The 24751-nt window shown below is 58.0% G+C and carries 36 protein-coding genes and 1 pseudogene; 1 reads left to right on the top strand and 36 read right to left on the bottom strand.

Annotated elements, in window-relative coordinates; translation table 11 throughout:
• Positions 1–25: 25 nt before the first annotated feature.
• Positions 26–1024, top strand: a complete 999-nt coding sequence (gene hemB / locus AWB64_RS25465; RefSeq protein ID WP_060858191.1) for a porphobilinogen synthase — start codon at positions 26–28, stop codon at positions 1022–1024.
• An 80-nt stretch (positions 1025–1104) separates the two neighbouring features.
• Here hemB and dsbD read toward each other — a convergent pair whose 3' ends face one another.
• The 36 genes and pseudogenes from dsbD to recQ all read right to left on the bottom strand — a co-directional run bounded on the left by dsbD (position 1105) and on the right by recQ (position 24724).
• A complete protein-coding gene (dsbD, locus tag AWB64_RS25460; RefSeq protein WP_082850631.1) occupies positions 1105–2964 on the bottom strand; it encodes a protein-disulfide reductase DsbD in 1860 nt (619 codons plus the stop codon).
• A complete protein-coding gene (gene cutA / locus AWB64_RS25455; protein ID WP_060858246.1) occupies positions 2957–3289 on the bottom strand; it encodes a divalent-cation tolerance protein CutA in 333 nt (110 codons plus the stop codon). Before cutA ends, dsbD begins: the two co-directional genes overlap by 8 nt.
• A 163-nt stretch (positions 3290–3452) precedes the next feature.
• Positions 3453–3848, bottom strand: a complete 396-nt coding sequence (gene rplQ, locus AWB64_RS25450; protein ID WP_060858190.1) for a 50S ribosomal protein L17 — start codon at positions 3846–3848, stop codon at positions 3453–3455.
• A gap of 152 nt (positions 3849–4000) precedes the next feature.
• Positions 4001–4978 carry a DNA-directed RNA polymerase subunit alpha gene (locus tag AWB64_RS25445; protein ID WP_047845349.1) on the bottom strand — a complete coding sequence of 326 codons (978 nt, stop codon included), beginning with the start codon at positions 4976–4978 and terminating at the stop codon, positions 4001–4003.
• A gap of 124 nt (positions 4979–5102) precedes the next feature.
• The gene (rpsD, locus tag AWB64_RS25440; RefSeq protein ID WP_060858189.1) at positions 5103–5726 is read right to left on the bottom strand and encodes a 30S ribosomal protein S4; all 624 of its coding nucleotides are present in this window, start codon (positions 5724–5726) and stop codon (positions 5103–5105) included.
• A 158-nt stretch (positions 5727–5884) separates the two neighbouring features.
• Positions 5885–6289, bottom strand: a complete 405-nt coding sequence (gene rpsK, locus AWB64_RS25435; protein WP_006052224.1) for a 30S ribosomal protein S11 — start codon at positions 6287–6289, stop codon at positions 5885–5887.
• A 26-nt stretch (positions 6290–6315) separates the two neighbouring features.
• Positions 6316–6681: a 30S ribosomal protein S13 gene (gene rpsM / locus AWB64_RS25430; protein WP_047845347.1), complete on the bottom strand. Its 366-nt coding sequence runs from the start codon at positions 6679–6681 to the stop codon at positions 6316–6318.
• 41 nt (positions 6682–6722) lie between these two features.
• Positions 6723–6839: a 50S ribosomal protein L36 gene (gene rpmJ / locus AWB64_RS25425; RefSeq protein ID WP_004199844.1), complete on the bottom strand. Its 117-nt coding sequence runs from the start codon at positions 6837–6839 to the stop codon at positions 6723–6725.
• Between the two features lie 20 nt (positions 6840–6859).
• Positions 6860–6934, bottom strand: a pseudogene (infA, locus tag AWB64_RS32070) (translation initiation factor IF-1); the annotation flags it as partial.
• 52 nt (positions 6935–6986) lie between these two features.
• Positions 6987–8333: a preprotein translocase subunit SecY gene (gene secY, locus AWB64_RS25420; protein WP_056355435.1), complete on the bottom strand. Its 1347-nt coding sequence runs from the start codon at positions 8331–8333 to the stop codon at positions 6987–6989.
• 44 nt (positions 8334–8377) lie between these two features.
• Positions 8378–8812: a 50S ribosomal protein L15 gene (gene rplO / locus AWB64_RS25415; RefSeq protein WP_060858188.1), complete on the bottom strand. Its 435-nt coding sequence runs from the start codon at positions 8810–8812 to the stop codon at positions 8378–8380.
• Between the two features lie 29 nt (positions 8813–8841).
• Positions 8842–9024, bottom strand: a complete 183-nt coding sequence (gene rpmD, locus AWB64_RS25410) for a 50S ribosomal protein L30 (protein ID WP_056355429.1) — start codon at positions 9022–9024, stop codon at positions 8842–8844.
• Positions 9025–9038: 14 nt separating this feature from the next.
• Entirely contained in the window at positions 9039–9557 is a 519-nt protein-coding gene (gene rpsE, locus AWB64_RS25405) for a 30S ribosomal protein S5 (RefSeq protein WP_031361566.1), read from the bottom strand.
• Positions 9558–9571: 14 nt separating this feature from the next.
• Entirely contained in the window at positions 9572–9937 is a 366-nt protein-coding gene (gene rplR / locus AWB64_RS25400; protein WP_047845342.1) for a 50S ribosomal protein L18, read from the bottom strand.
• A gap of 12 nt (positions 9938–9949) precedes the next feature.
• A complete protein-coding gene (gene rplF / locus AWB64_RS25395; protein ID WP_056355422.1) occupies positions 9950–10483 on the bottom strand; it encodes a 50S ribosomal protein L6 in 534 nt (177 codons plus the stop codon).
• A gap of 19 nt (positions 10484–10502) precedes the next feature.
• Positions 10503–10898: a 30S ribosomal protein S8 gene (gene rpsH / locus AWB64_RS25390; RefSeq protein ID WP_031361569.1), complete on the bottom strand. Its 396-nt coding sequence runs from the start codon at positions 10896–10898 to the stop codon at positions 10503–10505.
• A 14-nt stretch (positions 10899–10912) separates the two neighbouring features.
• The gene (rpsN, locus tag AWB64_RS25385) at positions 10913–11218 is read right to left on the bottom strand and encodes a 30S ribosomal protein S14 (protein ID WP_031361570.1); all 306 of its coding nucleotides are present in this window, start codon (positions 11216–11218) and stop codon (positions 10913–10915) included.
• Between the two features lie 7 nt (positions 11219–11225).
• Positions 11226–11765 (bottom strand): 50S ribosomal protein L5, encoded by a 540-nt coding sequence (gene rplE, locus AWB64_RS25380; protein ID WP_035933066.1) that lies wholly within the window; start codon positions 11763–11765, stop codon positions 11226–11228.
• A gap of 13 nt (positions 11766–11778) precedes the next feature.
• The gene (rplX, locus tag AWB64_RS25375; protein WP_056355419.1) at positions 11779–12087 is read right to left on the bottom strand and encodes a 50S ribosomal protein L24; all 309 of its coding nucleotides are present in this window, start codon (positions 12085–12087) and stop codon (positions 11779–11781) included.
• A 9-nt stretch (positions 12088–12096) separates the two neighbouring features.
• The gene (gene rplN / locus AWB64_RS25370) at positions 12097–12465 is read right to left on the bottom strand and encodes a 50S ribosomal protein L14 (RefSeq protein ID WP_006052212.1); all 369 of its coding nucleotides are present in this window, start codon (positions 12463–12465) and stop codon (positions 12097–12099) included.
• Between the two features lie 287 nt (positions 12466–12752).
• A complete protein-coding gene (rpsQ, locus tag AWB64_RS25365; RefSeq protein WP_056355415.1) occupies positions 12753–13025 on the bottom strand; it encodes a 30S ribosomal protein S17 in 273 nt (90 codons plus the stop codon).
• Positions 13022–13216 carry a 50S ribosomal protein L29 gene (gene rpmC / locus AWB64_RS25360; RefSeq protein WP_047845339.1) on the bottom strand — a complete coding sequence of 65 codons (195 nt, stop codon included), beginning with the start codon at positions 13214–13216 and terminating at the stop codon, positions 13022–13024. The genes rpsQ and rpmC overlap by 4 nt, the downstream gene beginning before the upstream one ends.
• 9 nt (positions 13217–13225) lie before the next feature.
• On the bottom strand, positions 13226–13642 hold the full coding sequence (gene rplP, locus AWB64_RS25355; RefSeq protein ID WP_031361576.1) for a 50S ribosomal protein L16: 417 nt from the start codon (positions 13640–13642) through the stop codon (positions 13226–13228).
• A gap of 2 nt (positions 13643–13644) precedes the next feature.
• Entirely contained in the window at positions 13645–14457 is an 813-nt protein-coding gene (rpsC, locus tag AWB64_RS25350) for a 30S ribosomal protein S3 (protein WP_047845338.1), read from the bottom strand.
• 11 nt (positions 14458–14468) lie between these two features.
• Positions 14469–14798, bottom strand: a complete 330-nt coding sequence (rplV, locus tag AWB64_RS25345) for a 50S ribosomal protein L22 (protein WP_031361578.1) — start codon at positions 14796–14798, stop codon at positions 14469–14471.
• Positions 14799–14810: 12 nt separating this feature from the next.
• Positions 14811–15086: a 30S ribosomal protein S19 gene (rpsS, locus tag AWB64_RS25340; RefSeq protein ID WP_031361579.1), complete on the bottom strand. Its 276-nt coding sequence runs from the start codon at positions 15084–15086 to the stop codon at positions 14811–14813.
• A gap of 10 nt (positions 15087–15096) precedes the next feature.
• On the bottom strand, positions 15097–15924 hold the full coding sequence (gene rplB / locus AWB64_RS25335) for a 50S ribosomal protein L2 (protein WP_060858187.1): 828 nt from the start codon (positions 15922–15924) through the stop codon (positions 15097–15099).
• A gap of 2 nt (positions 15925–15926) precedes the next feature.
• Positions 15927–16241: a 50S ribosomal protein L23 gene (rplW, locus tag AWB64_RS25330; RefSeq protein WP_060858186.1), complete on the bottom strand. Its 315-nt coding sequence runs from the start codon at positions 16239–16241 to the stop codon at positions 15927–15929.
• Positions 16238–16858: a 50S ribosomal protein L4 gene (gene rplD / locus AWB64_RS25325; protein WP_056355407.1), complete on the bottom strand. Its 621-nt coding sequence runs from the start codon at positions 16856–16858 to the stop codon at positions 16238–16240. The genes rplW and rplD overlap by 4 nt, the downstream gene beginning before the upstream one ends.
• A complete protein-coding gene (gene rplC, locus AWB64_RS25320; RefSeq protein WP_060858185.1) occupies positions 16858–17517 on the bottom strand; it encodes a 50S ribosomal protein L3 in 660 nt (219 codons plus the stop codon). Before rplC ends, rplD begins: the two co-directional genes overlap by 1 nt.
• Before the next feature lie 196 nt (positions 17518–17713).
• Positions 17714–18025: a 30S ribosomal protein S10 gene (rpsJ, locus tag AWB64_RS25315; RefSeq protein WP_056355405.1), complete on the bottom strand. Its 312-nt coding sequence runs from the start codon at positions 18023–18025 to the stop codon at positions 17714–17716.
• Between the two features lie 137 nt (positions 18026–18162).
• Positions 18163–19353, bottom strand: coding sequence for an elongation factor Tu (gene tuf / locus AWB64_RS25310; protein WP_060858177.1), 1191 nt, complete (start codon positions 19351–19353; stop codon positions 18163–18165).
• A 52-nt stretch (positions 19354–19405) separates the two neighbouring features.
• Entirely contained in the window at positions 19406–21508 is a 2103-nt protein-coding gene (gene fusA / locus AWB64_RS25305) for an elongation factor G (RefSeq protein ID WP_060858184.1), read from the bottom strand.
• Between the two features lie 133 nt (positions 21509–21641).
• Positions 21642–22112, bottom strand: coding sequence for a 30S ribosomal protein S7 (gene rpsG / locus AWB64_RS25300; protein WP_031361587.1), 471 nt, complete (start codon positions 22110–22112; stop codon positions 21642–21644).
• 180 nt (positions 22113–22292) lie between these two features.
• Entirely contained in the window at positions 22293–22673 is a 381-nt protein-coding gene (rpsL, locus tag AWB64_RS25295) for a 30S ribosomal protein S12 (protein ID WP_035935550.1), read from the bottom strand.
• Between the two features lie 203 nt (positions 22674–22876).
• On the bottom strand, positions 22877–24724 hold the full coding sequence (gene recQ / locus AWB64_RS25290; protein ID WP_060858183.1) for a DNA helicase RecQ: 1848 nt from the start codon (positions 24722–24724) through the stop codon (positions 22877–22879).
• Positions 24725–24751: the final 27 nt, after the last annotated feature.

Raw genomic sequence — 24751 nt, 5'->3', positions numbered from 1 at the left:
TTTCCAACATTCCCGAGCAAACTTCATGAGTTTCTATCCGCATCATCGTCCGCGCCGCATGCGCCGGGACGACTTTTCGCGCCGTCTGATGCGTGAAAACCTCTTGTCGACCAACGACCTGATCTATCCGGTGTTTATCGTCGAGGGAACGAATCTGCGTCAGGCTGTGCCGTCCATGCCCGGCGTCGAGCGAACTTCCGTCGACCTGCTGATGAAAGTCGCCGAGCAGTGCATGGAACTGGGCGTGCCGGTCATTTCGCTGTTTCCGGCTATCGAACCGTCGTTGAAAACACCGGACGGCCGTGAGGCGACAAATCCTGAAGGCCTGGTGCCGCGCGCCGTGCGCGAGCTGAAAAAGCATTTCCCCGAATTGGGCGTGCTGACCGATGTCGCGCTGGACCCTTACACCAGCCACGGGCAGGACGGCGTACTGGATGAACAGGGCTACGTCATCAACGACGAAACCAGCGAGATCCTCGTTGAACAGGCGCGTACCCAGGCTGAAGCCGGCGTGGATATCGTCGCGCCTTCGGACATGATGGACGGCCGGATCGGCGCGATTCGCGAAATGCTCGAAAGCGATGGCCACGTGCACACGCGGATCATGGCGTATGCGGCGAAGTTCGCGTCGGCGTTCTACGGTCCGTTCCGCGATGCCGTCGGCTCCGCTACGAACCTCGGCAAGAGCAACAAGATGACCTACCAGATGGACCCGGCCAACTCCGACGAAGCCCTGCGCGAAGTGCGCATGGACATTGAAGAAGGCGCGGACATGGTGATGGTCAAGCCGGGCATGCCTTATCTGGACATTGTGTATCGCGTGAAGGAAGAGTTCCGGTTTCCGACCTACGCGTACCAGGTCAGCGGCGAGTACGCAATGATCAAGGCCGCCGCGCAAAACGGCTGGCTCGATCACGACAAGACCATGATGGAATCATTGCTCGCATTCAAGCGTGCGGGCGCGGATGGCGTGCTCACCTACTTCGCTCTGGATGCAGCCCGGATTCTGCGGGCTTCGAAGTAGCGGCTATTTTGGTTTGAACGTTTGAACGCAAAAAGGCGACGCAAATGCGTCGCCTTTTTGCGTTCAGCGAGCGGAAGAGTCTAGGTGGTCGGTGAAGCGAGCTTGTCGAGGCTTCGCAAGAACTTGTCCGCCGACTCATAGCCTACGACGCGTGCGACCTCGTTACCTTGGGCATCGAAGAAGATGATGCCCGGCGGTCCGAAGAGCTTGAAACGCTTCAGCAAAGCTTGATCGTCGGCGTTGTTCGCAGTTACGTCGGCGCGCAGCAGGTTGAGTTGCGCCAAACGCGCACGCACTTGAGGATCGGTGAACGTCAGGTGCTCCATTTCCTTGCACGACACGCACCAGTCGGCGTAGAAATCGAGCATAGCCGGACGGCCTGCAGCCTTGAGTGCAAGATCCAGTTGCGCCGATGACCTGACCGGCGCGAAGGTCTCGCCGGGGGCTGAAGCCTGAGTTGCGGCTGGCGTCGCGCTGCCGGCACGTGCGGTGAAAACGGCAAGCGGCCGGAGCGGATCGGTTGACCCCGCGGCAAGGCCCACGAGCAGCGCCGCGCCCCAGATCGCAAGCAGCGCGCCGATTCCCCGGCCGAGCCGGCGCCAGATTGACCCACTCAATGCGCCCGATGAAAACAACCCAAGCGCCGCTGCCGCCATAAGCAACCACAATGCAGCCAGCGCCATCTGCACCACCGCGCCCAGCACCGGCCAGACGATCCACAACGCTGCCGCGAGCAAGATTACGCCGAAGGAAACCTTGACGCCGTCCATCCAGTTGCCCGCGCGTGGCAGCAATGTCCCGGCACCGAGCCCGATGATCAGAAGCGGAACGCCGAGTCCGACTCCCATCGAAAAGAGCGCAGCGCCGCCGAGCAGCGCGTTGCCCGTATGCGCAATGAACGCCAGCACGGCGAACAGTGGCGCGGTCATGCACGCACCGACCACGAGCGCCGACAGCGCGCCCATGACGATCACTGCAGCGACCTTCCCGCCCGAGCGCTTCTGCGACGCATTGTTGACGCTGTTTTGCCACCGCGCCGGCAATGCGATATCCACACCCGCGATCAGCGTAAGCGCGAAGACTGCGAGCAATACGCCGAAGGCGCCGAGCACCCACGGGTTTTGCAGCCACGCGCCCAGGCTTTGCCCGATCATTGCGGCGAGCACGCCGAGCGCCGTATACACAAGGGCCATGCCGAACACGTACGCGGCCGACAATCCGAACCCGCGCGACCGTGTAACCCGCGCGCCTTCGCCAATGATGATGGCCGAGAGAATCGGAATCATCGGATAGGAGCACGGCAGCAAACTCAATACGATGCCCGCAACGAAGTACAACCCGACGATCGGGAAGAAACCTCCGCTTTCCAGCAGCGATTGTGCGTAGTCGGCGTTGGTCGCGCGGTCGTACCAGGGGATATCGCCGGCATTCTCAGCGGCCTGCGTGCCTGTAGCGCCGGTCGCACTTGCCGCTTGCAATGCGGCGCCCGTCACGTGATAAACGTGCTCCGCCGGCGGATAGCAGATGCCCTGATCGGCACATCCTTGCGACGTCACCGCAAGATCGAACGGACCCGAAGCCTGCTTCACCGGAATCCGGATCAGCAGTTCTCCGCGATACGTTTCCACGTCCTTGTTGAAGGTTTGATCGAAGTGCACCTTGCCAGCCGGCAACTTGGCTTCGCCGAGCGTCGCGCTACCGCTTTTGACAGCAAACGCAAAACGCTCCCGGTACATGTAGTAGCCTTCTGCGACCTTATACCGCACATCAATTTCGCCGGGCTTCTCGCTCGCGCTGAATTTGAACGCCACGGCCGGATCGAGGAAATCGTCGGCGGCGCGCGTGACCGAAATCGAACCGAACATCAGGACGAAGCACGACAGCAACATGAGTACTGCATCGAGCGGCCGGCGCGACCAGAAAGCGAAGGACTTAAACATTAAGAGGACGTTGAGTTTCCGCGATGATCCACTGTCCGTAAGCCGCTGACGCATCGGCCTGCCACGAGACAATTTCAGGTGTTTCGTAAGGATGATTCGACTCGATGAAGCGGGCTAGTTCATCGCCTCGCCCAAGACTCGTCTTGAACAGAAGTTGAAGCTCGTCAGCCGCCTCGACTTTTCCCTTCCACCAATACCGCGACTTGACCAAGCCCAGCTCGGTCACGCAGGCTGCAAGCCGTGCGTCGATCACCTGCTGCGCCAGCGCCGATGCGGTGTCACTGTCGGGTAGCGTCGTGAGAACAAGGACGACGGGCGTATTCACGAAAAACTCCAAATCAATCGATATGGACGCAATCGTAGCATTCGGAGCCGACGCCTGACATTAGGCCAATCGGCCTATCAGTGTCGCGTGGCTTGGTCCGTCGCTGGACGTAAAAAAGGCCAAGCAAAGCTTGGCCTTTTTAGTCCGACACATGCTCCAAGGCTTATTCAGCTTCTTGCACGTCGTCAGCTTCAGCGAGTTCCGGACGGTCCATCAACATGACCAGCGCCATTGGCGCGTTGTCGCCTTGACGGAAGCCGAACTTCAGAATGCTGAGGTAGCCGCCCGGACGCGTTTCGTAACGCGGGCCAAGCACGTCGAACAGCTTCGCAACGGAATCACGATCGCGCAGGCGGTTGAAGGCCAGACGACGATTTGCCAGCGACGGCTTCTTGCCGAGCGTGATCAGCGGCTCAACAACTTTACGGAGTTCTTTGGCTTTCGGCAGCGTTGTCTTGATGACTTCGTGCGCGATCAGCGAGTTCGACATATTACGGAGCATAGCCAGACGGTGGCTGCTCGTGCGGTTCAGTTTCCGCAAACCATGTTTATGGCGCATTTTGAATTTCCAGATTAATCGAGTTTAGATCCAGCTCTTCTATTACGTCTCTTGAGAAAACTCTTGAGCGCACGGGCCGGTCGTAGAAAAAGCGAGATGCGGATTCTAAAGGAAAATCCGCATCTTTGCCAGTCAAGCGTGCAGCTTGATCCTTACTTGTCGAGACCGGCCGGCGGCCAGTTTTCGAGCTTCATACCGAGCGTCAGGCCACGCGACGCCAAGACTTCCTTGATCTCGTTCAGCGACTTCCGGCCGAGATTAGGCGTCTTCAGCAATTCGTTTTCCGTGCGCTGGATCAAATCGCCGATGTAATAGATGTTCTCGGCCTTCAGGCAGTTCGCGGAACGAACCGTAAGTTCGAGATCATCGACCGGACGCAGCAGGATCGGATCGATCTGCGGTGCGCGCGACGGTGCTTCCGCCGCTGCTTCCGTGCCTTCCAGTGCCGCGAATACCGACAGCTGATCGACCAGGATACGGGCTGACTGACGAATCGCCTCCTCAGGCGAAATCACGCCGTTGGTTTCGATGTTCATCACGAGCTTGTCGAGGTCAGTACGCTGTTCAACGCGAGCGCTTTCAACAGCATAACTCACGCGCAAAACCGGCGAAAACGACGCGTCCAGCACGATACGGCCAATGATCTTCGCCGAATCTTCACCATAGCGACGCACGTTGCCCGGCACATAGCCGCGGCCCTTTTCAATCTTGATCTGAACGTCGAGCTTGCCGCCCTTCGAAAGATGCGCGATCACGTGACCGGGATTGATGACTTCGCAATCGTGCGCGAGTTCGATATCCCCAGCCGTAACAACGCCTTCGCCTTCCTTGCGCAGCGTAACCGTGACTTCGTCGCGGTTATGCAGCTTGAAAACGACGCCCTTCAAATTCAGCAGCAGGTTGACCACATCTTCTTGCACGCCGTCGAGCGTAGAATATTCGTGCACGACGCCTGCAATCGTCACTTCGGTCGGCGCATAACCAATCATCGACGACAGCAGCACGCGCCGAAGCGCGTTGCCCAAGGTGTGACCATAGCCCCGTTCGAACGGCTCCATGACCACTTTCGCGTGGCTGTCGCCAAGCGATTCGACTGCAATAATCTTGGGCTTCAACAAACTGGTTTGCATAGGTTTTCCTTTTCAATACCCTCGGCTCGTTACGCCGATAAGGCTGACCGGTGACAACCCGAAAATAAACAGCCGAGGCAACCCCTTGCCTTCCGCAATCAGGGTGCCCCGGCCGCTAATCCGATTAACGCGAATACAATTCGACGATCAGGCTTTCGTTGATATCGCCAGCAATATCAGCGCGATCCGGCATGCCCTTGAACGTGCCTTCGAACTTCTTGGCATCGACCGTGACCCAGCTCGGCATTCCGCCTTGCTCAGCCAGGTTCAATGCTTCCAGAATCCGCACTTGCTTGCGCGACTGTTCGCGAACCGCAACCACGTCGCCTGCCTTAACTTGCATCGACGGGATGTTGTTCACTACGCCGTTCACCGTGATCGACTTGTGGCCGACCAACTGACGCGCTTCAGCGCGCGTGGAGCCGAAGCCCATGCGATACACCACGTTGTCGAGACGCGACTCAAGCAATTGCAGCAGGTTTTCGCCCGTCGGACCTTTGCGGCGATCAGCTTCAGCGAAGTAACGGCGGAACTGGCGTTCGAGCACGCCATAAATACGCTTCACTTTTTGCTTTTCACGCAATTGCGTGCCGTAGTCGGACGTACGAGCGCCCGACGTACGACCGTGCTGACCCGGCTTGCTGTCGAGCTTGCACTTGTCGGCGAGCGAACGGCGTGCGCTCTTCAGGAAAAGATCAGTACCTTCACGGCGGGACAGCTTGGCTTTAGGACCGGTATAACGTGCCACTTTGCATCCTTAATAATTGATCACGCGAAGTACGTTCGCGCTAGTTCGAACTCGGTGGATCGAACGGTGGGCTTAGTCAGTATTCTTAACGCTGATTTCATAACGCAAGCAACCTGTCGACGCGCGAGCGTCAACAGGTCAAAGCGCTACGCGACGCCTTAGATACGACGACGCTTCGGCGGACGGCAACCGTTGTGCGGGACCGGTGTTACGTCGGAGATTGCGGTGATCTTGATACCAAGACCATGCAGCGCACGCACCGCCGATTCACGGCCAGGACCAGGGCCCTTGATCCGCACTTCGAGGTTCTTCACGCCGTATTCCATTGCCACGCGGCCAGCCGACTCGGCTGCGACCTGAGCTGCAAACGGGGTCGATTTACGCGAACCCTTGAAGCCCTGGCCACCCGACGTTGCCCAGGCGAGTGCATTGCCCTGGCGATCGGTGATCGTGATGATGGTGTTGTTGAACGACGCGTGAACGTGAACCACGCCCTCGGCGACGTTCTTCTTGACCTTCTTGCGAACGCGTTGCGCCGCGGAGTTGTTCGAAGCCTTAGCCATTACGTTTTCCTGTAACTATATTCCGCTTACTTCTTCAGCGATTGCGCTGCACGACGCGGACCCTTGCGGGTACGGGCATTCGTACGCGTGCGCTGTCCACGCATGGGCAAGCCCTTGCGATGGCGAACGCCACGGTAGCAGCCCAAGTCCATCAGGCGCTTGATATTCATCGTCACTTCGCGACGCAGGTCGCCTTCTACGATGAACTTACCCACTTCTTCTCGCAGCTTTTCGAGGTCTGCGTCAGTGAGGTCTTTGACCTTCTTCGAAAACTCCACACCAGACGCCACGCAAATGTTGCGAGCGCGCGTGCGGCCTACACCGAAAATTGCCGTGAGGCCGATTTCAGTATGCTGGTGATTCGGGATGTTAACCCCTGCGATACGAGCCATTGTTTTTCCTCAAACAAAAAGCGCAAGCAAAAGCGCGGCGTTCAGCCTTGACGCTGTTTGTGGCGCGGATCAGAGCTGCAAATCACGCGCACAACGCCCTTGCGCTTGATGATCTTGCAATTGCGGCAAATGCGCTTAACCGATGCCATCACTTTCATGATATTACCCTTTTTTCAAATCACTTCGCCCGTAACACGATCCGTGTACGAGACAGATCGTAAGGGGTCAACTCAACCGTTACCTTGTCGCCAGGGTGGCCAGCAAGCGGGAGAGTCACCTTCCGCCGCCTTTGGCCACCGTCCTGCCTAGCGCATCGGGACGTTGCTACCCTTGAAGTTCGCCTTCTTGAGCAGCGATTCATACTGCTGCGACATAACGTAGGACTGAACCTGCGCCATGAAATCCATCGTGACCACGACAATGATCAGCAGCGACGTTCCACCGAAGTAAAACGGCACGTTCCAACGCAACACCAGAAACTCTGGCAGCAAGCAAACAAACACGATGTAGATCGCACCGGCCAGCGTCAAACGCGTGAGAATCCGGTCGATATACCGTGCCGTCTGGTCACCCGGACGAATCCCCGGTACGAAGGCACCACTCTTCTTCAGGTTGTCGGCCGTCTCTCTGCTGTTGAACACCAGTGCGGTGTAGAAGAAACAGAAGAAAACGATCGCCATCGCGTACAGCAACACGTACACCGGTTGACCGGGTTTGAGCGCCTCGGCAACGTTGTGCAGCGTGTTCGCAAACCAGCCGGTCCGCGTACCCGAACTGAACCAGTTCAGGATAGTTGCCGGGAAGAGGATGATCGACGACGCGAAGATCGGCGGAATCACACCCGACATGTTCAACTTCAGCGGCAAATGCGAAGACTGACCGCCGTAAATCTTGTTTCCGACCTGACGCTTGGCATAGTTCACCAGGATCTTGCGCTGGCCGCGTTCGATGAAAACCACCAGAAACGTTACCGCCGCAATCAGCACGACAATGATGATCGCCGAAATGATGCTCATGGAACCGGTACGAACCAGTTCAAAGAGACCACCGATTGCGTTCGGGAAACCCGCCGCAATACCACCGAAAATGATGATCGAGATGCCGTTGCCCAATCCGCGTTCCGTGATCTGCTCGCCCAGCCACATCAGGAACATCGTGCCGGTCACCAACGTCACTACCGTCGTCAGCCGGAACACCATGCCAGGATCAATAACGAGCCCGGCTTGATTTTCAAGCGCCACCGCAATGCCGAAGGCCTGGAACGTTGCCAGAACAACCGTGAAGTAACGCGTGTACTGCGTGATCTTCCGTTGCCCTGCCTGCCCTTCTTTCTTCAGCGCTTCCATTTGCGGCGAAACGATCGACAGCAACTGCATGATGATCGACGCCGAGATGTACGGCATGATCCCAAGCGCGAAGATCGTGAACCTGGACAGCGCACCACCCGAGAACATGTTGAACATGCCCAGGATGCCGCCTGACTGGCTCTGGAAAAGCTTCGCCAGTTGATCCGGGTCGATACCCGGCACCGGAATATGCGCACCGATACGGTAGACGATCAGCGCCAGCAGCAAGAACATTGCACGCCGACGCAGATCGCCGAACTTCGCAGCGCTTCGACCGGATTTTGCGAGACTCGGGCTATTAGCCAAGAACCTTCTCCGATGCTTTCGCTAACAACGACAACACGCGCACGTTACTCGGCGAACGAGCCGCCGGCGGCTTCGATCGCAGCACGGGCACCCTTTGTAGCGCTGAGGCCCTTAACCGTGATCTTGCGCGTCAGTTCGCCCGTCTTGATGATCTTTGCGCTCGTAATGAGCACGCCGACCAGACCAGCTTGCTTCAACGCCAACAAATCAACTTCGTCGACCGGCAGCTTTTCGAGATCCGACAGACGCACTTCACCAACGAACTCACGCGTCAGCGAGCTAAAGCCGCGCTTCGGCAGACGACGTTGCAAAGGCATCTGACCGCCTTCGAAGCCGACTTTATGAAAGCCGCCCGAACGCGATTTCTGACCCTTGTGACCGCGACCCGCGGTCTTGCCGAGGCCGGAACCGATACCGCGGCCAACGCGACGCTTTGCGTGCTTCGCGCCTTCTGCCGGCTTGAGGTTATTCAAATCCATATTCAACTCCTTGATCCCTGGTCAGCCGCTTAGCTGAGGACTTTGACAAGGTACGAAACCTTGTTGATCATCCCGCGCACTGCCGGCGTGTCCTGCAGTTCGCTGACCGAGTTGAGTCGGCGCAGGCCCAGACCACGCACCGTTGCACGATGCGTTTCACGGGTCCCAATCAGGCTCTTCACGAGCTGAACCTTGACAGTTTTTTCAGACATGGTGACCACCTGGCTTAGCCCAAAATATCTTCGACGGACTTGCCGCGCTTCGCCGCGATGTCGCCCGGCGTGGACTGCTTGCGCAGACCGTCGAGCGTTGCACGAACGAGGTTGTACGGATTCGTCGAACCGTGGCTCTTCGCCACAACGTTTTGAACGCCCATCACGTCGAACACTGCGCGCATCGGGCCGCCGGCGATAACACCCGTACCGTCCTTGGCCGGAGCCAAAAGAACAGCGGATGCGCCATGCTTACCGTGCACTTCGTGTTGCAGCGTACCGTTCTTCAACGGCACCTTGAACATGTTGCGGCGTGCTTGTTCCATTGCCTTTTGAACAGCAACCGGAACTTCTTTCGCTTTGCCCTTGCCCATGCCGATGCGGCCGTCGCCATCGCCAACCACGGTCAGTGCGGCAAAACCGAGAATCCGGCCGCCCTTCACAACCTTGGTCACGCGATTGACCGCGATCATCTTTTCACGGAGGCCGTCGTCGCGTTCTTCAGCCTTCACATTCGCTTGCATCTTTGCCATGACGAATTCTTCCCTTAGAACTTGAGTCCGGCTTCGCGTGCCGCATCAGCCAGCGCTTTCACGCGGCCGTGGTAACGGAAACCTGAACGGTCGAAGGCGACGGATTCGACGCCGGCTGCCTTGGCTTTTTCAGCAATACGCTTACCGACAGCGATCGCAGCGTTGACGTTGCCGCCCTTACCGGTCTTGTCGGCCAGTTCGGCACGCACTTCAGCTTCGAGCGTCGACGCGCTTGCCAGCACCTTGGTGCCGCACGGCGAGAACACTTGCGCATAGATATGCGTGTTCGTGCGATGCACAGCCAGACGTGCGACCTGCAGCTCAGCGATCTTGACGCGCGTCTGTTTAGCGCGGCGCAGGCGAGATTGAGTCTTATCCATGATTGCGCACCCTTACTTCTTCTTCGTTTCTTTGAGGATGACGACTTCGCCGAAGTAGCGCACGCCCTTGCCCTTATAAGGCTCCGGCGGACGGTAGCCACGAACTTCCGCAGCGACCTGGCCAACTTTCTGCTTGTCGATCCCCTTGATCACGATTTCGGTTTGCGTCGGGGTTTCAACTTTGACGCCTTCCGGCATCGCGTGCACCACGGGGTGCGAGAAACCCAGCGACAGATTCAGCTTGTCGCCCTGCGCCTGCGCGCGATAACCAACGCCAACCAGCGTCAGCTTGCGCTCGAAACCCTTCGTAACGCCATTCACCATGTTCGCCACAAGAGCGCGCATCGTGCCCGACATCGCATTCGCTTCACGGCTTTCATCAGCCGGGGCGAAGTTGAGCGTGCCGTTGTCGTTTGCTACCGTAACAAGCGGGTTGGCCGCTTGCGTAATCGTACCCAGCGGGCCCTTGACGGTGATCACTTCGCCGCTAAAGGCCACTTCCGCGCCTTGCGGCAGCGTAATCGGGCTTTTACCTACTCGAGACATGTTTCTTCTCCTTTTCGGCTTAAGCGACGTAGCAGAGGACTTCGCCGCCGACGCCGGTCTGGCGCGCCTTGCGGTCGGTCATCACACCCTGGGGCGTCGACACGATTGCAACGCCAAGACCGTTCATCACAACCGGAATGTCGTTACGACCGCGATACACACGCAGACCAGGCTTCGAGACGCGTTCAATGCGCTCGATAACCGGACGGCCAGCGTAGTACTTCAACGCGATATTCAATTCCGACTTCGCACCTTCAGACTTCACTGCGAAATCGTCGATATAACCTTCGTCCTTCAAAACCTGCGCAATCGCAACCTTGACTTTCGACGAGGGCATTGTCACCGACACTTTCTCAACCATCTGCGCATTGCGGATGCGAGTCAGCATATCGGCGATAGGATCACTCATGCTCATTTACGTATCTCCTATTACCAGCTCGCCTTGGTCAGGCCAGGGATTTCGCCGCGGAAAGCGATTTCGCGAATCTTGCTGCGTGCCAATCCGAATTTGCGGAACGTGCCACGCGGACGACCCGTGATCGCGCAGCGGTTACGCTTGCGAGTGGGGTTCGAGTTGCGGGGCAGTTGTTGCAGTTCGAGACGAGCGGCGTAACGCTCTTCGTCCGACTTGCTCGCGTCATCGATGACTGCCTTGAGCGCCGTACGCTTGGGAGCGTACTTTGCAGCGAGGCGAGCACGCTTCTTTTCACGTTCGATCAGTGCCAGTTTAGCCACGGTAACCTCAGTTTCTGAACGGGAACTTGAAGCTGGCGAGCAGTGCCTTCGCTTCATCGTCAGTCTTCGCGGTCGTCGTGATGCTGATGTTCAGCCCACGAAGCGCGTCGATCTTGTCGTAGTCGATCTCGGGGAAAATGATCTGCTCTTTCACACCGATGTTGTAGTTGCCGCGACCGTCGAACGCACGACCCGATACACCGCGGAAGTCGCGAACCCGGGGGAGCGCAACCGTCACGAAACGATCGAGAAATTCGTACATGGCCTGGCCGCGCAGCGTAACCATCGCGCCGATCGGGTAGCCCTGACGAATCTTGAAGCCAGCGATAGCCTTGCGTGCCTTCGTGATAACCGGCTTCTGGCCAGCAATCTTCGTCAGGTCGCCAACGGCGTTTTCGATGATCTTCTTGTCGGCGACGGCTTCGCCAAGACCCATGTTCAGGGTGATCTTGGTGATGCGCGGCACTTCCATGATGGACTTGTAGCCGAACTTCTCAACGAGGCCGGGTACAACCTTCTCTTTATAAAATTCTTGCAGACGTGCCATTTTTTACTCCGCGTCAGACGCTAAGCGTGGCACCGGTCGACTTCAAGAAGCGAACCTTCTTGTCGCCTTCGACCTTGATGCCCACACGTGACGCCTTGCCATTCGCGTCGACCAATGCGACGTTCGAAATATGCAGCGGCATCGTCTTGGCTTCCACGCCGCCCGTCGTACCCTTCATCGGGTTCGGCTTGACATGCTTCTTGACGAGATTGATACCCTCGACCGTCACACGCTCTTCACCAACGGACAGCACGACGCCGCGCTTGCCTTTATCTTTGCCAGCGGTAACGATAACTTCGTCACCTTTGCGAATCTTATTCATCGCGACTCCTTACAGCACTTCCGGCGCGAGCGAAACGATCTTCATAAATCGTTCACTACGCAATTCACGCGTAACCGGTCCGAAAATACGCGTACCGATAGGCTCGAGCTTGGCATTCAAAAGTACGGCGGCATTGCCGTCGAACTTGATCAGCGAGCCGTCCTGGCGGCGCACGCCCTTGGCCGTACGAACGACCACGGCGTTGTAGATTTCGCCCTTCTTCACGCGTCCGCGCGGCGTTGCTTCCTTGACGGTCACCTTGATGATGTCGCCAATGCTAGCGTAACGACGCTTCGAGCCGCCGAGCACCTTGATGCACATCACTTCACGTGCACCCGTGTTGTCGGCAACTTCAAGCCGAGTTTCGGTCTGAATCATGGTTTATCTTTCCCAACTTAATCCAGCTACGCCACCATGGCGCACCCGGTCAGTCTTGGTCCCGTCAGCCTGGTGGCTGCTTGGGTTAGAACAGGCAGCGAGGGCAGACGAAACCCGCCATCGCAATCCGGTGAATCTGTCAGCACGAACTGGCGTTCGCACCGGCTTCCCCCACCTACTTCGCCCGCGATGGGGCTCCCACAAAGAGGGAAGACCGAGATTATAACGCATAATTTCGGTCTTGCAAGCGAAAGTTACTGCGACACTTCTTTGTAGCAATTTACCGCTTAAATAACGCGTGCAGCTTCCAGCAATTTCGACACAACCCAGGCTTTCGTCTTGGAAATAGGACGGGTTTCCTGGATCTCGACGAGATCGCCTTCGTTATACGTGTTCGCGTCGTCGTGAGCGTGGTACTTCTTCGACCGTACGACGTACTTGCCGTAGATCGGGTGCTTTACGCGATGCTCGACCAGCACGGTGACCGTCTTTTCCATCTTGTTGCTGACGACCTTGCCGACCAGCGTCCGCTTGAGCGAGGTTTTTACGCTATCGTTCATTTCTGGTTCGCCTTCTCAGTCAGGACGGTCCGCACACGAGCGATGTCGCGACGAACCTTCTTCAATTGACTGTTATTCGTCAATTGCTGGGTCGCGAGTTGCATGCGCAGGCCGAATTGCGCCTTCAGCAGGTCCGTCAGCTCTTGATTGAGAGCGGCCTGGTCTTTCTGGTGAAGTTCGGAAGCCTTCATCATTGCTCCTTAGGCGCCGAGCTGGCGCGAAACGAAGTACGTCTTCAGCGGCAGCTTCGCTGCAGCCAGACGGAACGCTTCACGTGCCAACTCTTCAGTAACACCGTCCATTTCATACAACATCTTGCCCGGTTGAATCTCTGCGACGTAGTACTCAGGGTTACCTTTACCGTTACCCATCCGTACTTCAGCCGGCTTTTGCGAGATCGGCTTGTCCGGGAAAATGCGGATCCAGATACGGCCGCCACGTTTAATGTGACGCGTCATTGCACGACGCGCCGCTTCGATTTGGCGCGCGGTCAAACGGCCGCGACCGATAGCCTTCAGGCCATATTCACCGAACGACACTGCGTTGCCGCGCGTCGCCTTGCCGGTGTTACGACCCTTTTGCTCTTTGCGATACTTTCTGCGTTTCGGTTGCAGCATCGTTATTCTCCAGTCTTCCCGTCGCCGCCGGCACCGCCAGCACGACGGGGAGCGCCACGGCGCGCACCTGCGTTTGCCGGGCCACCACCTTCACCGTCACGACGCGGACGGCGATCGCCACCCGGACGTGCGTTGCGGCGCGGACGCTTGTCTTCGGCTACTTCTTCGACCACCGGAGCATCATTGCGGCCCAGCGTGTCGCCCTTGTAGACCCACACTTTCACGCCGATGATGCCGTAGGTCGTCTTCGCTTCCGAGGTTGCGTAGTCAATATCGGCACGCAGCGTGTGAAGCGGAACGCGACCTTCGCGATACCACTCCGTACGAGCGATTTCGATACCGTTGAGACGGCCCGCGCTCATGATCTTGATGCCCTGGGCACCCAGACGCATGGCGTTTTGCATCGCACGCTTCATCGCGCGGCGGAACATGATCCGGCGCTCGAGTTGCTGCGTGATCGAATCAGCGATCAACTGTGCATCGGTTTCCGGCTTGCGGATTTCTTCGATGTTGACGTGGACCGGAACGCCCATGCGGCGTTGCAGCTCCGACTTCAACAGTTCGATATCCTCGCCCTTCTTGCCGATCACAACGCCCGGACGCGAGCTGTAAATCGTGATACGTGCGTTCTTTGCCGGACGCTCGATGACCACCCGACCAACCGAAGCGTTTTTCAGCTTCTTCTTCAGGTACTCACGAACACCGATGTCTTCCTGCAGCATCGACGCGAAATTGGTGTTGTTCGCGTACCAACGCGACGCCCAATTTCGGCTGACAGCCAGACGGAAGCCTGTCGGATGAATTTTTTGTCCCATCGTATGGCTCCTTAATTCCCGACCGTCACAGTGATGTGACAGGATTGCTTCTCGATGCGGTTACCGCGGCCTTTTGCACGCGCGGTAAAACGCTTCAGGGAAGCGGCCTTGTCGACCATGATGCTCGTTACCTTGAGCTCGTCGATGTCGGCGCCTTCGTTGTGTTCCGCATTCGCGATCGCAGACAACACGACCTTCTTGACAATACCCGCCGCCTTCTTCGGCGAGAACGTCAGAACGTTCAGCGCCTTGTCGACCGGCAAACCACGGATCTGGTCAGCCACAAGACGCGTTTTCTGCGCCGAGATGCGGGCACCGCGATGAATAGCTTTTACTTCCATCTTGATAGCCCCTTATTTCTTGGCCTTCTTGTCGGCTGCATGACCCTTGAACGTACGGGTCAATGCGAACTCGCCAAGTTTGTGGCCGACCATGTTTTCCGAAACATAAACCGGGACGTGTTGACGGCCGTTATGCACGGCGATCGTCAGACCGATAAAGTCCGGCAGGATCGTCGAACGACGCGACCAGGTCTTGATCGGTTTCTTGTCACGCGCAGCTGCGGCAGCCTCAACCTTCTTCAGCAAATGAGCGTCGCAGAACGGACCTTTTTTAACAGAACGTGCCATTGCTTACTCCTTAGCGCTTGTGACGGCGCTGAACGATCATCGTCGTCGTGCGCTTGTTGCTGCGGGTGCGATAACCCTTGGCCGGGGTTCCCCACGGGCTGACCGGATCGCGACCTGCTGCCGTCTTACCTTCACCACCACCGTGCGGGTGATCGACCGGGTTCATTGCAACGCCACGCACCGTCGGGCGGATACCGCGCCAGCGGTTAGCACCGGCCTTACCGATTTGACGGAGGCTGTGCTCTTCGTTGCCAACTTCACCAATCGTCGCGCGGCACTCAACGTGCACACGGCGAATTTCACCCGAACGCAGGCGAACCTGAGCGTACGTGCCTTCGCGAGCCAGCAGCATTGCGGACGTGCCAGCCGAACGCGCCATTTGCGCGCCCTTGCCCGGCAGCATTTCGATGCAGTGAATCGTCGTACCGACCGGAATGTTGCGGATCGGCAGGGTATTACCCGAGCGGATCGGCGCTTCCGAACCCGACATCAACGACTGACCCACCGTCGCGCCCTTCGGAGCGATGATGTACTTGCGCTCGCCGTCTGCGTACAGAACCAGCGCAATGTTCGCGCTACGGTTCGGATCGTATTCAAGACGTTCGATCTTTGCCGGAATGCCGTCCTTGTTGCGACGGAAATCGACCATACGGTAGTGCTGCTTATGACCGCCACCCTTGTGACGCGTCGTGATGCGACCGGAGTTGTTCCGGCCGGCGGTCACGGACTGCGAGTCGAGCAGCGCTGCGTGCGGCTTGCCCTTGTACAGATCCTTGTTGACCACCTTGACCATCGCGCGGCGACCCGGCGAAGTCGGCTTAACTTTTACGATTGCCATGATTACTTGGCCTCCGCTTCAAAGTTGATTTCCTGGCCGGGCTTCAGGCAGACATACGCCTTCTTCACGTCTTTGCGCTTGCCCATGAAGCGGCCAAAGCGCTTGGCTTTACCCTTCGTGACCAGCACGTTGACGGAATTGACTTCCACCTTGAACAGCAGCTCGACAGCGGCCTTCACTTCCTGCTTCGTGGCATCGGGCGCGACTTCGAACACGACTTGCTCGTTCTTGTCGGCCACCAGCGTCGCCTTTTCGGAGACTACCGGCGCGAGCAGGACCTGCATCAAACGATGATCGTTCTTGCGAATCTCGCTCATGACAGCAACTCCTCGATCTGGGCGACCGCAGCCTTCGTAATCAGGATCTTCTTGAAGTAGATCAACGAGAGCGGGTCGGCGTAACGCGGCTCGACAACGGCCACGTGGGCCAGATTGCGCGACGCGAGGTACAGGTTTTCGTCGACCGTGTCAGTAATGACCAGGACCGATTCCAGACCCATTGCCTTGAATTTTTCGGCCAGCAGCTTCGTCTTCGGCGCTTCGAGCGTGAGCTCGTCAACTACCGAAATACGGCCTTCGCGGGCGAGCTGCGAGAAGATCGAGCAGAGACCTGCGCGATGCATCTTCTTGTTGACCTTGTGCGAAAAGTTTTCTTCCGGCGAATTCGGGAAGATACGGCCACCGCCGCGCCACAACGGGCTCGACGACATACCGGCACGAGCGCGGCCCGTACCCTTTTGGCGCCACGGCTTCTTGGTCGTGTGCTTGACTTGCTCACGATCCTTCTGCGCGCGGTTACCGCTACGTGCGTTGGCTTGATAGGCCGTGACGACCTGATGGATCAGCGCTTCGTTGTAATCGCGACCGAACACGACGTCCGATGCGTTCACACCCGTGCCTTCCTGACCATTGGCGTTCAGGAGCTTAAGTTCCATTATTTCGCTCCTTTCACAGCGCGCGCCTTGACTGCCGGCGTCACGAAGACCTTACCGCCCTTGGCGCCAGGAACAGCGCCGCGAACCAGCAACAGATTGCGGTCAGCGTCAATGCGAGCGATCACGAGATTCTGCACCGTAACCGTTTCGTCGCCCATGTGACCCGTCATGCGCTTACCCGGGAAAACACGACCCGGATCCTGCGCCATACCGATCGAACCAGGAACGTTGTGCGAACGCGAGTTACCGTGCGATGCGCGACCCGAAGCAAAGTTGTGACGTTTGATGGTACCGGCGTAGCCCTTACCGATCGACACGCCTTGCACGTCGACTTTCTGGCCCACTTCGAAGATGTCCGTACCGATCACGGTACCGTTCGACAACTCGGCAGCCTTCGTGGAATCGATCTGGAATTCTTTGAGAACTTCACCAGCTTGAACGCCGGCTTTGGCAAGGTGACCTGCCAGCGGCTTCGTCACGCGCGATGCGCGGCGAGTGCCGAATGCAACTTGAACGGCGATGTAACCATCCGTTTCTACAGACTTGATCTGCGTCACTCGGTTGTCCGACACGTCCAGTACGGTGACGGGAATCGAATCCCCTTCAGGCGTAAAGATACGGGTCATGCCAACCTTGCGACCTACGAGTCCAAGGCTCATCGTTTTCTCCATTCCCAACTGCGATTGGTCGGGGCTGATTTACAAAATGCCGGCCAATTCCTGAGAACTCATCTCGAGAAAAGCCGACTTTTTTGCGCAAATGCGCGAAAAGCCTTGGAGTATAACAAGGCTTTTCGTTTTCCGCAAGCAATCAAAGACTTAGCGCGGCTCCTCGTGAGAGCCGCACGGGTGAAACTTACTGCAACTTGATTTCGACGTCGACGCCAGCCGGCAAGTCGAGCTTCATCAACGCGTCAACGGTCTTGTCCGTCGGGTCGACGATGTCCATCAGGCGCTGGTGGGTACGGATTTCAAGCTGATCGCGCGACGCCTTGTTGACGTGCGGCGAACGCAAAATGTCAAAACGTTGGATACGGGTCGGCAGCGGCACCGGGCCACGTACGATTGCGCCAGTCCGCTTCGCGGTATCGACGATTTCGGCAGCCGATTGATCGATCAGACGATAGTCGAAAGCCTTCAGGCGAATGCGGATTTTCTGGTTTGCCATGACAATTCCTTGAAAGAGCGAGACGGTGTTGCACCGTCGATTTGGTAAAAGAGCAAGGAGCCGGGTACGCGTTGGGCACGTGCGCCCGGCTCCGGGCACGACTACAAACTACAAGCTTTTAAAACAAGCTCAGGATTTTACTCGAGAACCTTGGCCACGACACCGGCGCCGACGGTACGACCGCCTTCACGGATGGCGAAGCGCAAGCCCTCTTCCATGGCGATCGGTGCAATCAGCTTCACCGTAATCGACACGTTGTCGCCCGGCATCACCATTTCCTTGTCCTTCGGCAACTCGATCGAACCCGTCACGTCCGTGGTACGGAAGTAGAACTGCGGGCGATAGTTGTTGAAGAACGGCGTATGACGGCCGCCTTCGTCCTTGCTCAACACATACACTTCAGCCGTGAAGTGCGTGTGCGGCGTGATCGAACCCGGCTTGGCCAGCACTTGACCACGCTCCACGTCTTCACGCTTCGTGCCGCGCAACAGAATACCCACGTTGTCGCCCGCCTGACCTTGATCCAGCAGCTTGCGGAACATTTCCACGCCCGTGCACGTCGTCTTCACCGTCGGCTTGATACCGATGATTTCGATTTCTTCGCCCACCTTCACCACGCCACGCTCGATACGGCCCGTCACCACCGTGCCGCGACCCGAGATCGAGAACACGTCTTCCACCGGCATCAGGAACGTACCGTCAACTGCACGCTCCGGCGTCGGGATGTACGTGTCCAGCGCGTTGGCCAGGTTCAGAATTGCCACTTCACCCAGCTCGCCCGTGTCGCCTTCCAGCGCCAGCTTGGCCGAACCCTTGATGATCGGCGTGTCGTCGCCCGGGAAGTCGTACTTCGACAGAAGCTCGCGCACTTCCATTTCCACCAGTTCCAGCAACTCGGCGTCGTCAACCATGTCGCACTTGTTCAGGAACACGATAATGTACGGCACGCCAACCTGACGGGCCAACAGGATGTGCTCACGCGTTTGCGGCATCGGGCCGTCCGCAGCCGAACACACCAGGATTGCGCCGTCCATCTGCGCTGCACCCGTAATCATGTTCTTCACATAGTCGGCGTGACCCGGGCAGTCAACGTGCGCGTAGTGGCGGTTCTGTGTTTCGTACTCGACGTGCGCCGTGTTGATCGTGATACCACGTGCCTTTTCTTCCGGCGCCGCGTCGATCTGGTCATATGCCTTCGCTTCGCCGCCGAACTTCTTCGACAACACCGTCGCGATCGCTGCCGTCAGCGTGGTCTTGCCGTGGTCGACGTGACCAATCGTGCCTACGTTGACGTGCGGCTTGGTCCGTTCGAATTTACCTTTTGCCATGATTGCCTTCTTTCAAAAATGTTGATCGGTTAAAGACTTGTAGCTTGCCGAATTACTTGGATTTCGCGTTGATGATCGCTTCGGAGACGTTACGCGGAGCTTCCGAATAGTGCTTGAACTCCATCGTGTACGTTGCGCGACCTTGTGTCGCTGAACGCAGCGACGTCGAATAGCCGAACATTTCCGACAAGGGGACTTCAGCGCGCACGATCTTGCCGCCGCCAATCATATCTTCCATACCCTGAACAATACCGCGACGGCTCGAAAGATCGCCCATCACGTTGCCCATGTAGTCTTCCGGCGTTTCCACTTCCACAGCCATCATCGGCTCGAGGATAACCGGGCTTGCACGGCGCATTGCTTCCTTGAACGCCATCGAACCGGCCATGCGGAACGCATTTTCGTTCGAGTCGACATCATGGTACGAACCGAACGTCAGGTGAACCTTGACGTCGACGACCGGGAAGCCTGCCAGCACGCCAGCCTTCAGCGTTTCCTGAATACCCTTGTCCACGGCCGGGATGTACTCGCGCGGAATCACGCCGCCCTTGATCTCGTCCAGGAACTCGTAGCCCTTGCCTTGTTCATTCGGCTCGAGCGTAATGACAGCGTGTCCGTACTGACCACGACCGCCCGACTGCTTCACGAACTTGCCATCAACGTCCTCAGCCTTGCTGCGAATCGTTTCGCGATACGCAACTTGCGGCTTGCCAACCGTTGCCTCAACGCCAAATTCGCGCTTCATGCGGTCGACCAGAATTTCGAGGTGAAGCTCGCCCATGCCCGAAATGATGGTCTGGCCGGATTCTTCGTCGGTTTGAACGCGGAACGACGGATCTTCCTGAGCTAGGCGGTTGAGCGCGAGGCCCATCTTTTCCTGGTCAACCTTCGTCTTCGGTTCCACGGCCTGCGAAATCACCGGTTCCGGGAAAATCATGCGTTCCAGGACGATCGGGTGTTGCGGATCGCACAACGTGTCGCCCGTCGTGGCTTCTTTCAGCCCAACAGCAGCAGCGATATCCCCCGCGTGCACTTCCTTGATTTCTTCGCGCTGGTTTGCGTGCATCAGCAAAATACGACCGAGACGCTCTTTCTTGTCCTTGGTCGCGTTCAGCAACGTGTCGCCCGACTTGGTCGTACCCGAATAAACGCGGAAGAAGATCAACTGGCCGACGAACGGGTCGGTCATGATCTTGAATGCGAGTGCCGAGAACTTTTCGTCGTCAGCGGCGCGGCGTTCAGCGCGTTCGCCATCTTCCAGCTCGCCCAGAACCGGCGGAATATCGATAGGCGACGGCAGGAAGTCCAGCACAGCGTCCAGCATGCGCTGCACGCCCTTGTTCTTGAACGCGGTTCCGCACAGCATAGGCTGGATTTCACAAGCGATCGTGCGGTCACGCAGACCCTTCACGATTTCCTCTTCGGACAATTCGCCCGTTTCGAGGTACTTGTTCATCATCTCTTCGTTGGCTTCAGCAGCGGCTTCAACCATCTTTCCGCGCCATTCTTCACACGTCGCCTGCAACGCTGCCGGAATGTCCTCGTACGAGAACTTGGTGCCCTGGGACGCTTCGTCCCAAATGATCGCCTTCATCTTGATCAGGTCGACAACACCCGTGAACGTGTCTTCCGCGCCAATAGGCACGACGACCGGAACCGGGTTCGCCTTCAGACGCAGCTTGAGCTGGTCGTAGACCTTGAAGAAGTTCGCACCAGTACGGTCCATCTTGTTAATGAACGCGAGACGAGGAACCTTGTACTTGTTGGCCTGGCGCCACACGGTTTCCGACTGGGGCTGAACGCCGCCCACAGCGCAATAAACCATGCACGCACCGTCGAGCACGCGCATGGAACGTTCAACTTCAATCGTGAAGTCGACGTGTCCGGGGGTGTCGATGATGTTGATGCGGTGCTCGGGGCGGTCGCCGGCCATGCCTTTCCAGAAGGCCGTCGTTGCTGCCGACGTAATGGTGATGCCGCGCTCCTGCTCCTGCTCCATCCAGTCCATGGTTGCTGCGCCGTCGTGAACTTCACCGATCTTGTGGTTCACGCCCGTGTAAAATAGGATGCGTTCGGTCGTCGTCGTCTTGCCGGCATCGATGTGAGCGCTAATACCGATATTACGGTAGCGCTCGATAGGTGTCTTGCGAGCCACTTTGAATCCTTAATTGGGTCGACGCGACCAGCCCATGCCAGTCACGCCCTAACACAAACGGGCGAGGCGCTTGGTAAGCGCACCCGCCCGGAGGTTTTCCGTTCGTCCCAGGTCGGGAGGCCTAAAAGCAGCCTTAGAAGCGGAAGTGCGAGAACGCCTTGTTGGCTTCTGCCATCCGGTGAACCTCGTCGCGCTTCTTCATCGCGCCGCCGCGGCCTTCCGCGGCTTCCGAAAGCTCACCTGCGAGACGCAGGGCCATCGACTTCTCGCTGCGCTTTTTCGCAGCTTCGCGCAACCAACGCATCGCCAATGCCATACGACGCGACGGACGCACTTCCACTGGAACTTGATAGTTCGCACCACCAACGCGGCGGCTCTTCACTTCCACCACCGGCTTCACGTTGTTGAGCGCACCCGTGAACACTTCCAGCGGGTCCTTGCCACCCTTGGTCTGGATCTGTTCAAAAGCACCATAAACAATACGCTCGGCAACCGACTTCTTGCCCGACAGCATGATCACGTTCATGAACTTGGCTACATCTACGTTGCCGAATTTCGGATCCGGCAAAATGTCCCGCTTGGGGACTTCGCGACGACGCGGCATGTTTCTTCCTTTGATTTTTCAGTTGGAGCCATATTGGCCCCGCGGTCACCAACTAACCCGATCCATCTATTGACTAACCAGCTTGGCCGGGTGACCACTTACTCGACAGCACCGGCACTTCCGGCACCACCGCTTGAACGCCCTTTTACGGGCAACCTGTACAGCTCAACCGGCAAAAACTTACTTGCCAGCCTTGGCGCGCTTCGCACCGTACTTCGAGCGAGCTTGCTTGCGATCCTTGACGCCCTGGGTATCCAGCGAGCCGCGAACCATGTGATAGCGTACACCCGGCAAGTCTTTCACACGGCCGCCGCGAATTAGCACGACCGAGTGTTCCTGCAGGTTGTGGCCTTCACCACCGATGTACGAAATGACTTCGAAGCCGTTCGTCAAACGAACCTTGGCAACTTTACGAAGTGCCGAGTTCGGCTTCTTCGGCGTCGTCGTGTACACGCGAGTGCACACGCCGCGACGCTGCGGGCAGTCCTGCAAAGCCGGCGACTTGCTCTTCACTGTTTCTGAAGCGCGGCCTTTGCGAACCAATTGATTGATGGTTGGCATTGTCTATTCCTAAATTGATCAAAATCGACGCCGCCGTTTCGGGCAAAGCAAAACGGCCTGCGCATCGAACTTTCCCTTCATGTTCGTGCTTGCAAGGAAAACCTTGTTAGCAGATCCAAGAACGAGAACCTAGCATCATAATCTGAAATTCCCAATGCAGTCAATATCTTGGATGCCCGACCGTGCCTTCGGCGCGTAAAAAGCTAGTCTGCGCCGACTACTTCCAGCAATTCGTCGCCGAAACGGTCCAGCTTGCGCGCGCCAATTCCAGGAATCTGCCGCAGGTCATCGATGGAATCCGGCTCGTTGCGGGCGATTTCGGCCAGCGTTGCATCGTGGAAAATGACATAAGCCGGCACGCCGTCGCTTTTCGCCATGCTCGCTCGCCACGCCCGCAGCCTTTCCCAGCGGGCTTTGACGCGCGGCGACATGCCCGTGGTCGGATCGGCGCGTTCGCCCGTCCGGCTGGACGACTGACGCGTGCGGGTCGGCTTGACGTACTTGCGCAGCGTCACGTTCTGCTCGCCCTTGAGCACGGCCTTGCTCGCCTCGGTGAGGATCAGTGCACCAAAGCCGTCGTGGTCGACCGCGAGGTAGCCAAACGCGACCAGTTGACGAAACACCGCGCGCCACTCCTGCTCCGACAACGCGGCGCCGAGACCGAAAGTAGAAAGCTTCTCGTGACCACGCTGAAGCAGTTTCTCGGAGCGGCTGCCGCGCAGGATATCGATCAAATGTCCCGCACCGAAATGAAAGCCGCTTGCCTTATACGCGCGATACACACAAGACAGCGCCATCTGCGCCTCGCGCGTTGCATCCCACGATTCGGGCGGATCAAGGCACGTGTCGCAATTACCGCATGGCTGGCTGGCCTCGCCGAAGTAGCCAAGCAGGCGCACGCGCCGGCAGGACGCCGCTTCGCACAGCCCGAGCAGCGCGTCGAGCTTGCCGCCCTGCACACGCTTATGGGTGTCGTCCGCATCCGATTCGTCGATCATCTTGCGCTGCTGGACAACGTCGCCCAGGCCGTAAGCCATCCAGGCGTTCGCCGGCATGCCGTCGCGGCCCGCACGGCCCGTTTCCTGGTAATAGCCTTCCACGCTCTTGGGCAGATCGAGATGCGCGACAAAACGCACATCCGGCTTGTCGATACCCATGCCGAAAGCAATCGTCGCGCACATGACGATGCCCTCTTCGCGCTTGAACATTTCCTGATGCCGCTGGCGCGTTTCGTACTCCATGCCCGCGTGGTAAGGCAACGCGCGCACACCCTGGCTCTTCAGCCAGTCCGCGGTTTCTTCCACCTTGCGCCGCGACAGGCAATAGATCACCCCGGCGTCGGTAGTCTTGTCAGGGTTCGTATGCTCGGCGCGGATGAAGTCGAGCAACTGCGCACGCGCGTTGTCTTTCTCCACGATCCGATACCGGATGTTCGGCCGGTCGAAGCTCGAGACGAAAATTCGGGCGTCGTCCAGAGCGAGTCGGTGAACGATTTCATCGCGCGTAATGGCGTCTGCCGTGGCTGTCAGGGCAATTCGCGGCACCGACGGAAACCGCTCATGCAGCACCGACAACTGAATATATTCGGGCCGGAAATCGTGACCCCACTGCGACACGCAATGCGCTTCGTCGATAGCAAACAGGCCAATGCGCACGTTTTCGATCAGGTCGAGAAAGCGCGGCGTCATCAAGCGTTCGGGCGCGACATACAACAAGTCGATCTCGCCGTTGCGAAGCGCACGCTCAGTGGCTGCGGCTTCGGCGCCAGTCAGCGTGGAATTCAGGCAAGCGGCGCGCACGCCAACTTCGCTAAGAGCCGCAACCTGATCCTGCATCAACGCAATCAGTGGCGAAACGACAATCCCCGCACCGAATCCCGCTTCACGTCTTAATAAGGCGGGAATCTGGTAACACAACGACTTCCCTCCGCCGGTTGGCATGAGCACGAGCGAGTCTCCGCCGGCCGCCACATGTTCGACAATATCGCCCTGCTGCCCGCGAAAAGCCGGATAGCCAAATACTTCCTTGAGAATTTCGAGCGAACGGGACATTGGGGAGACGGAATGCGTCGGAAGCGT

It is taken from the genome of Caballeronia sordidicola (assembly GCF_001544455.2).
Classification (GTDB): domain Bacteria; phylum Pseudomonadota; class Gammaproteobacteria; order Burkholderiales; family Burkholderiaceae; genus Caballeronia; species Caballeronia sordidicola.
Note: the sequence above shows the minus strand (reverse complement) of the source record. Positions and strands in the feature narration are given on the sequence as shown.

Bases quoted from the DNA above. Each gene is read 5' to 3' on its own strand.
- hemB (WP_060858191.1), top strand. From the start codon at position 26: ATGAGTTTCTATCCGCATCATCGTCCGCGCCGCATGCGCCGGGACGAC.
- dsbD (WP_082850631.1), bottom strand. From the start codon at position 2,964: ATGTTTAAGTCCTTCGCTTTCTGGTCGCGCCGGCCGCTCGATGCAGTA.
- rplQ (WP_060858190.1), bottom strand. From the start codon at position 3,848: ATGCGCCATAAACATGGTTTGCGGAAACTGAACCGCACGAGCAGCCAC.
- AWB64_RS25445 (WP_047845349.1), bottom strand. From the start codon at position 4,978: ATGCAAACCAGTTTGTTGAAGCCCAAGATTATTGCAGTCGAATCGCTT.
- rpsK (WP_006052224.1), bottom strand. From the start codon at position 6,289: ATGGCTAAGGCTTCGAACAACTCCGCGGCGCAACGCGTTCGCAAGAAG.
- rpsM (WP_047845347.1), bottom strand. From the start codon at position 6,681: ATGGCTCGTATCGCAGGGGTTAACATCCCGAATCACCAGCATACTGAA.
- rpmJ (WP_004199844.1), bottom strand. From the start codon at position 6,839: ATGAAAGTGATGGCATCGGTTAAGCGCATTTGCCGCAATTGCAAGATC.
- rplO (WP_060858188.1), bottom strand. From the start codon at position 8,812: ATGGATTTGAATAACCTCAAGCCGGCAGAAGGCGCGAAGCACGCAAAG.
- rpmD (WP_056355429.1), bottom strand. From the start codon at position 9,024: ATGTCTGAAAAAACTGTCAAGGTTCAGCTCGTGAAGAGCCTGATTGGG.
- rpsE (WP_031361566.1), bottom strand. From the start codon at position 9,557: ATGGCAAAGATGCAAGCGAATGTGAAGGCTGAAGAACGCGACGACGGC.
- rplR (WP_047845342.1), bottom strand. From the start codon at position 9,937: ATGGATAAGACTCAATCTCGCCTGCGCCGCGCTAAACAGACGCGCGTC.
- rplF (WP_056355422.1), bottom strand. From the start codon at position 10,483: ATGTCTCGAGTAGGTAAAAGCCCGATTACGCTGCCGCAAGGCGCGGAA.
- rpsH (WP_031361569.1), bottom strand. From the start codon at position 10,898: ATGAGCATGAGTGATCCTATCGCCGATATGCTGACTCGCATCCGCAAT.
- rplE (WP_035933066.1), bottom strand. From the start codon at position 11,765: ATGGCACGTCTGCAAGAATTTTATAAAGAGAAGGTTGTACCCGGCCTC.
- rplX (WP_056355419.1), bottom strand. From the start codon at position 12,087: ATGAATAAGATTCGCAAAGGTGACGAAGTTATCGTTACCGCTGGCAAA.
- rplN (WP_006052212.1), bottom strand. From the start codon at position 12,465: ATGATTCAGACCGAAACTCGGCTTGAAGTTGCCGACAACACGGGTGCA.
- rpsQ (WP_056355415.1), bottom strand. From the start codon at position 13,025: ATGAACGATAGCGTAAAAACCTCGCTCAAGCGGACGCTGGTCGGCAAG.
- rpmC (WP_047845339.1), bottom strand. From the start codon at position 13,216: ATGAAGGCTTCCGAACTTCACCAGAAAGACCAGGCCGCTCTCAATCAA.
- rplP (WP_031361576.1), bottom strand. From the start codon at position 13,642: ATGCTGCAACCGAAACGCAGAAAGTATCGCAAAGAGCAAAAGGGTCGT.
- rpsC (WP_047845338.1), bottom strand. From the start codon at position 14,457: ATGGGACAAAAAATTCATCCGACAGGCTTCCGTCTGGCTGTCAGCCGA.
- rplV (WP_031361578.1), bottom strand. From the start codon at position 14,798: ATGGAAGTAAAAGCTATTCATCGCGGTGCCCGCATCTCGGCGCAGAAA.
- rpsS (WP_031361579.1), bottom strand. From the start codon at position 15,086: ATGGCACGTTCTGTTAAAAAAGGTCCGTTCTGCGACGCTCATTTGCTG.
- rplB (WP_060858187.1), bottom strand. From the start codon at position 15,924: ATGGCAATCGTAAAAGTTAAGCCGACTTCGCCGGGTCGCCGCGCGATG.
- rplW (WP_060858186.1), bottom strand. From the start codon at position 16,241: ATGAGCGAGATTCGCAAGAACGATCATCGTTTGATGCAGGTCCTGCTC.
- rplD (WP_056355407.1), bottom strand. From the start codon at position 16,858: ATGGAACTTAAGCTCCTGAACGCCAATGGTCAGGAAGGCACGGGTGTG.
- rplC (WP_060858185.1), bottom strand. From the start codon at position 17,517: ATGAGCCTTGGACTCGTAGGTCGCAAGGTTGGCATGACCCGTATCTTT.
- rpsJ (WP_056355405.1), bottom strand. From the start codon at position 18,025: ATGGCAAACCAGAAAATCCGCATTCGCCTGAAGGCTTTCGACTATCGT.
- tuf (WP_060858177.1), bottom strand. From the start codon at position 19,353: ATGGCAAAAGGTAAATTCGAACGGACCAAGCCGCACGTCAACGTAGGC.
- rpsG (WP_031361587.1), bottom strand. From the start codon at position 22,112: ATGCCGCGTCGTCGCGAAGTCCCCAAGCGGGACATTTTGCCGGATCCG.
- rpsL (WP_035935550.1), bottom strand. From the start codon at position 22,673: ATGCCAACCATCAATCAATTGGTTCGCAAAGGCCGCGCTTCAGAAACA.
- recQ (WP_060858183.1), bottom strand. From the start codon at position 24,724: ATGTCCCGTTCGCTCGAAATTCTCAAGGAAGTATTTGGCTATCCGGCT.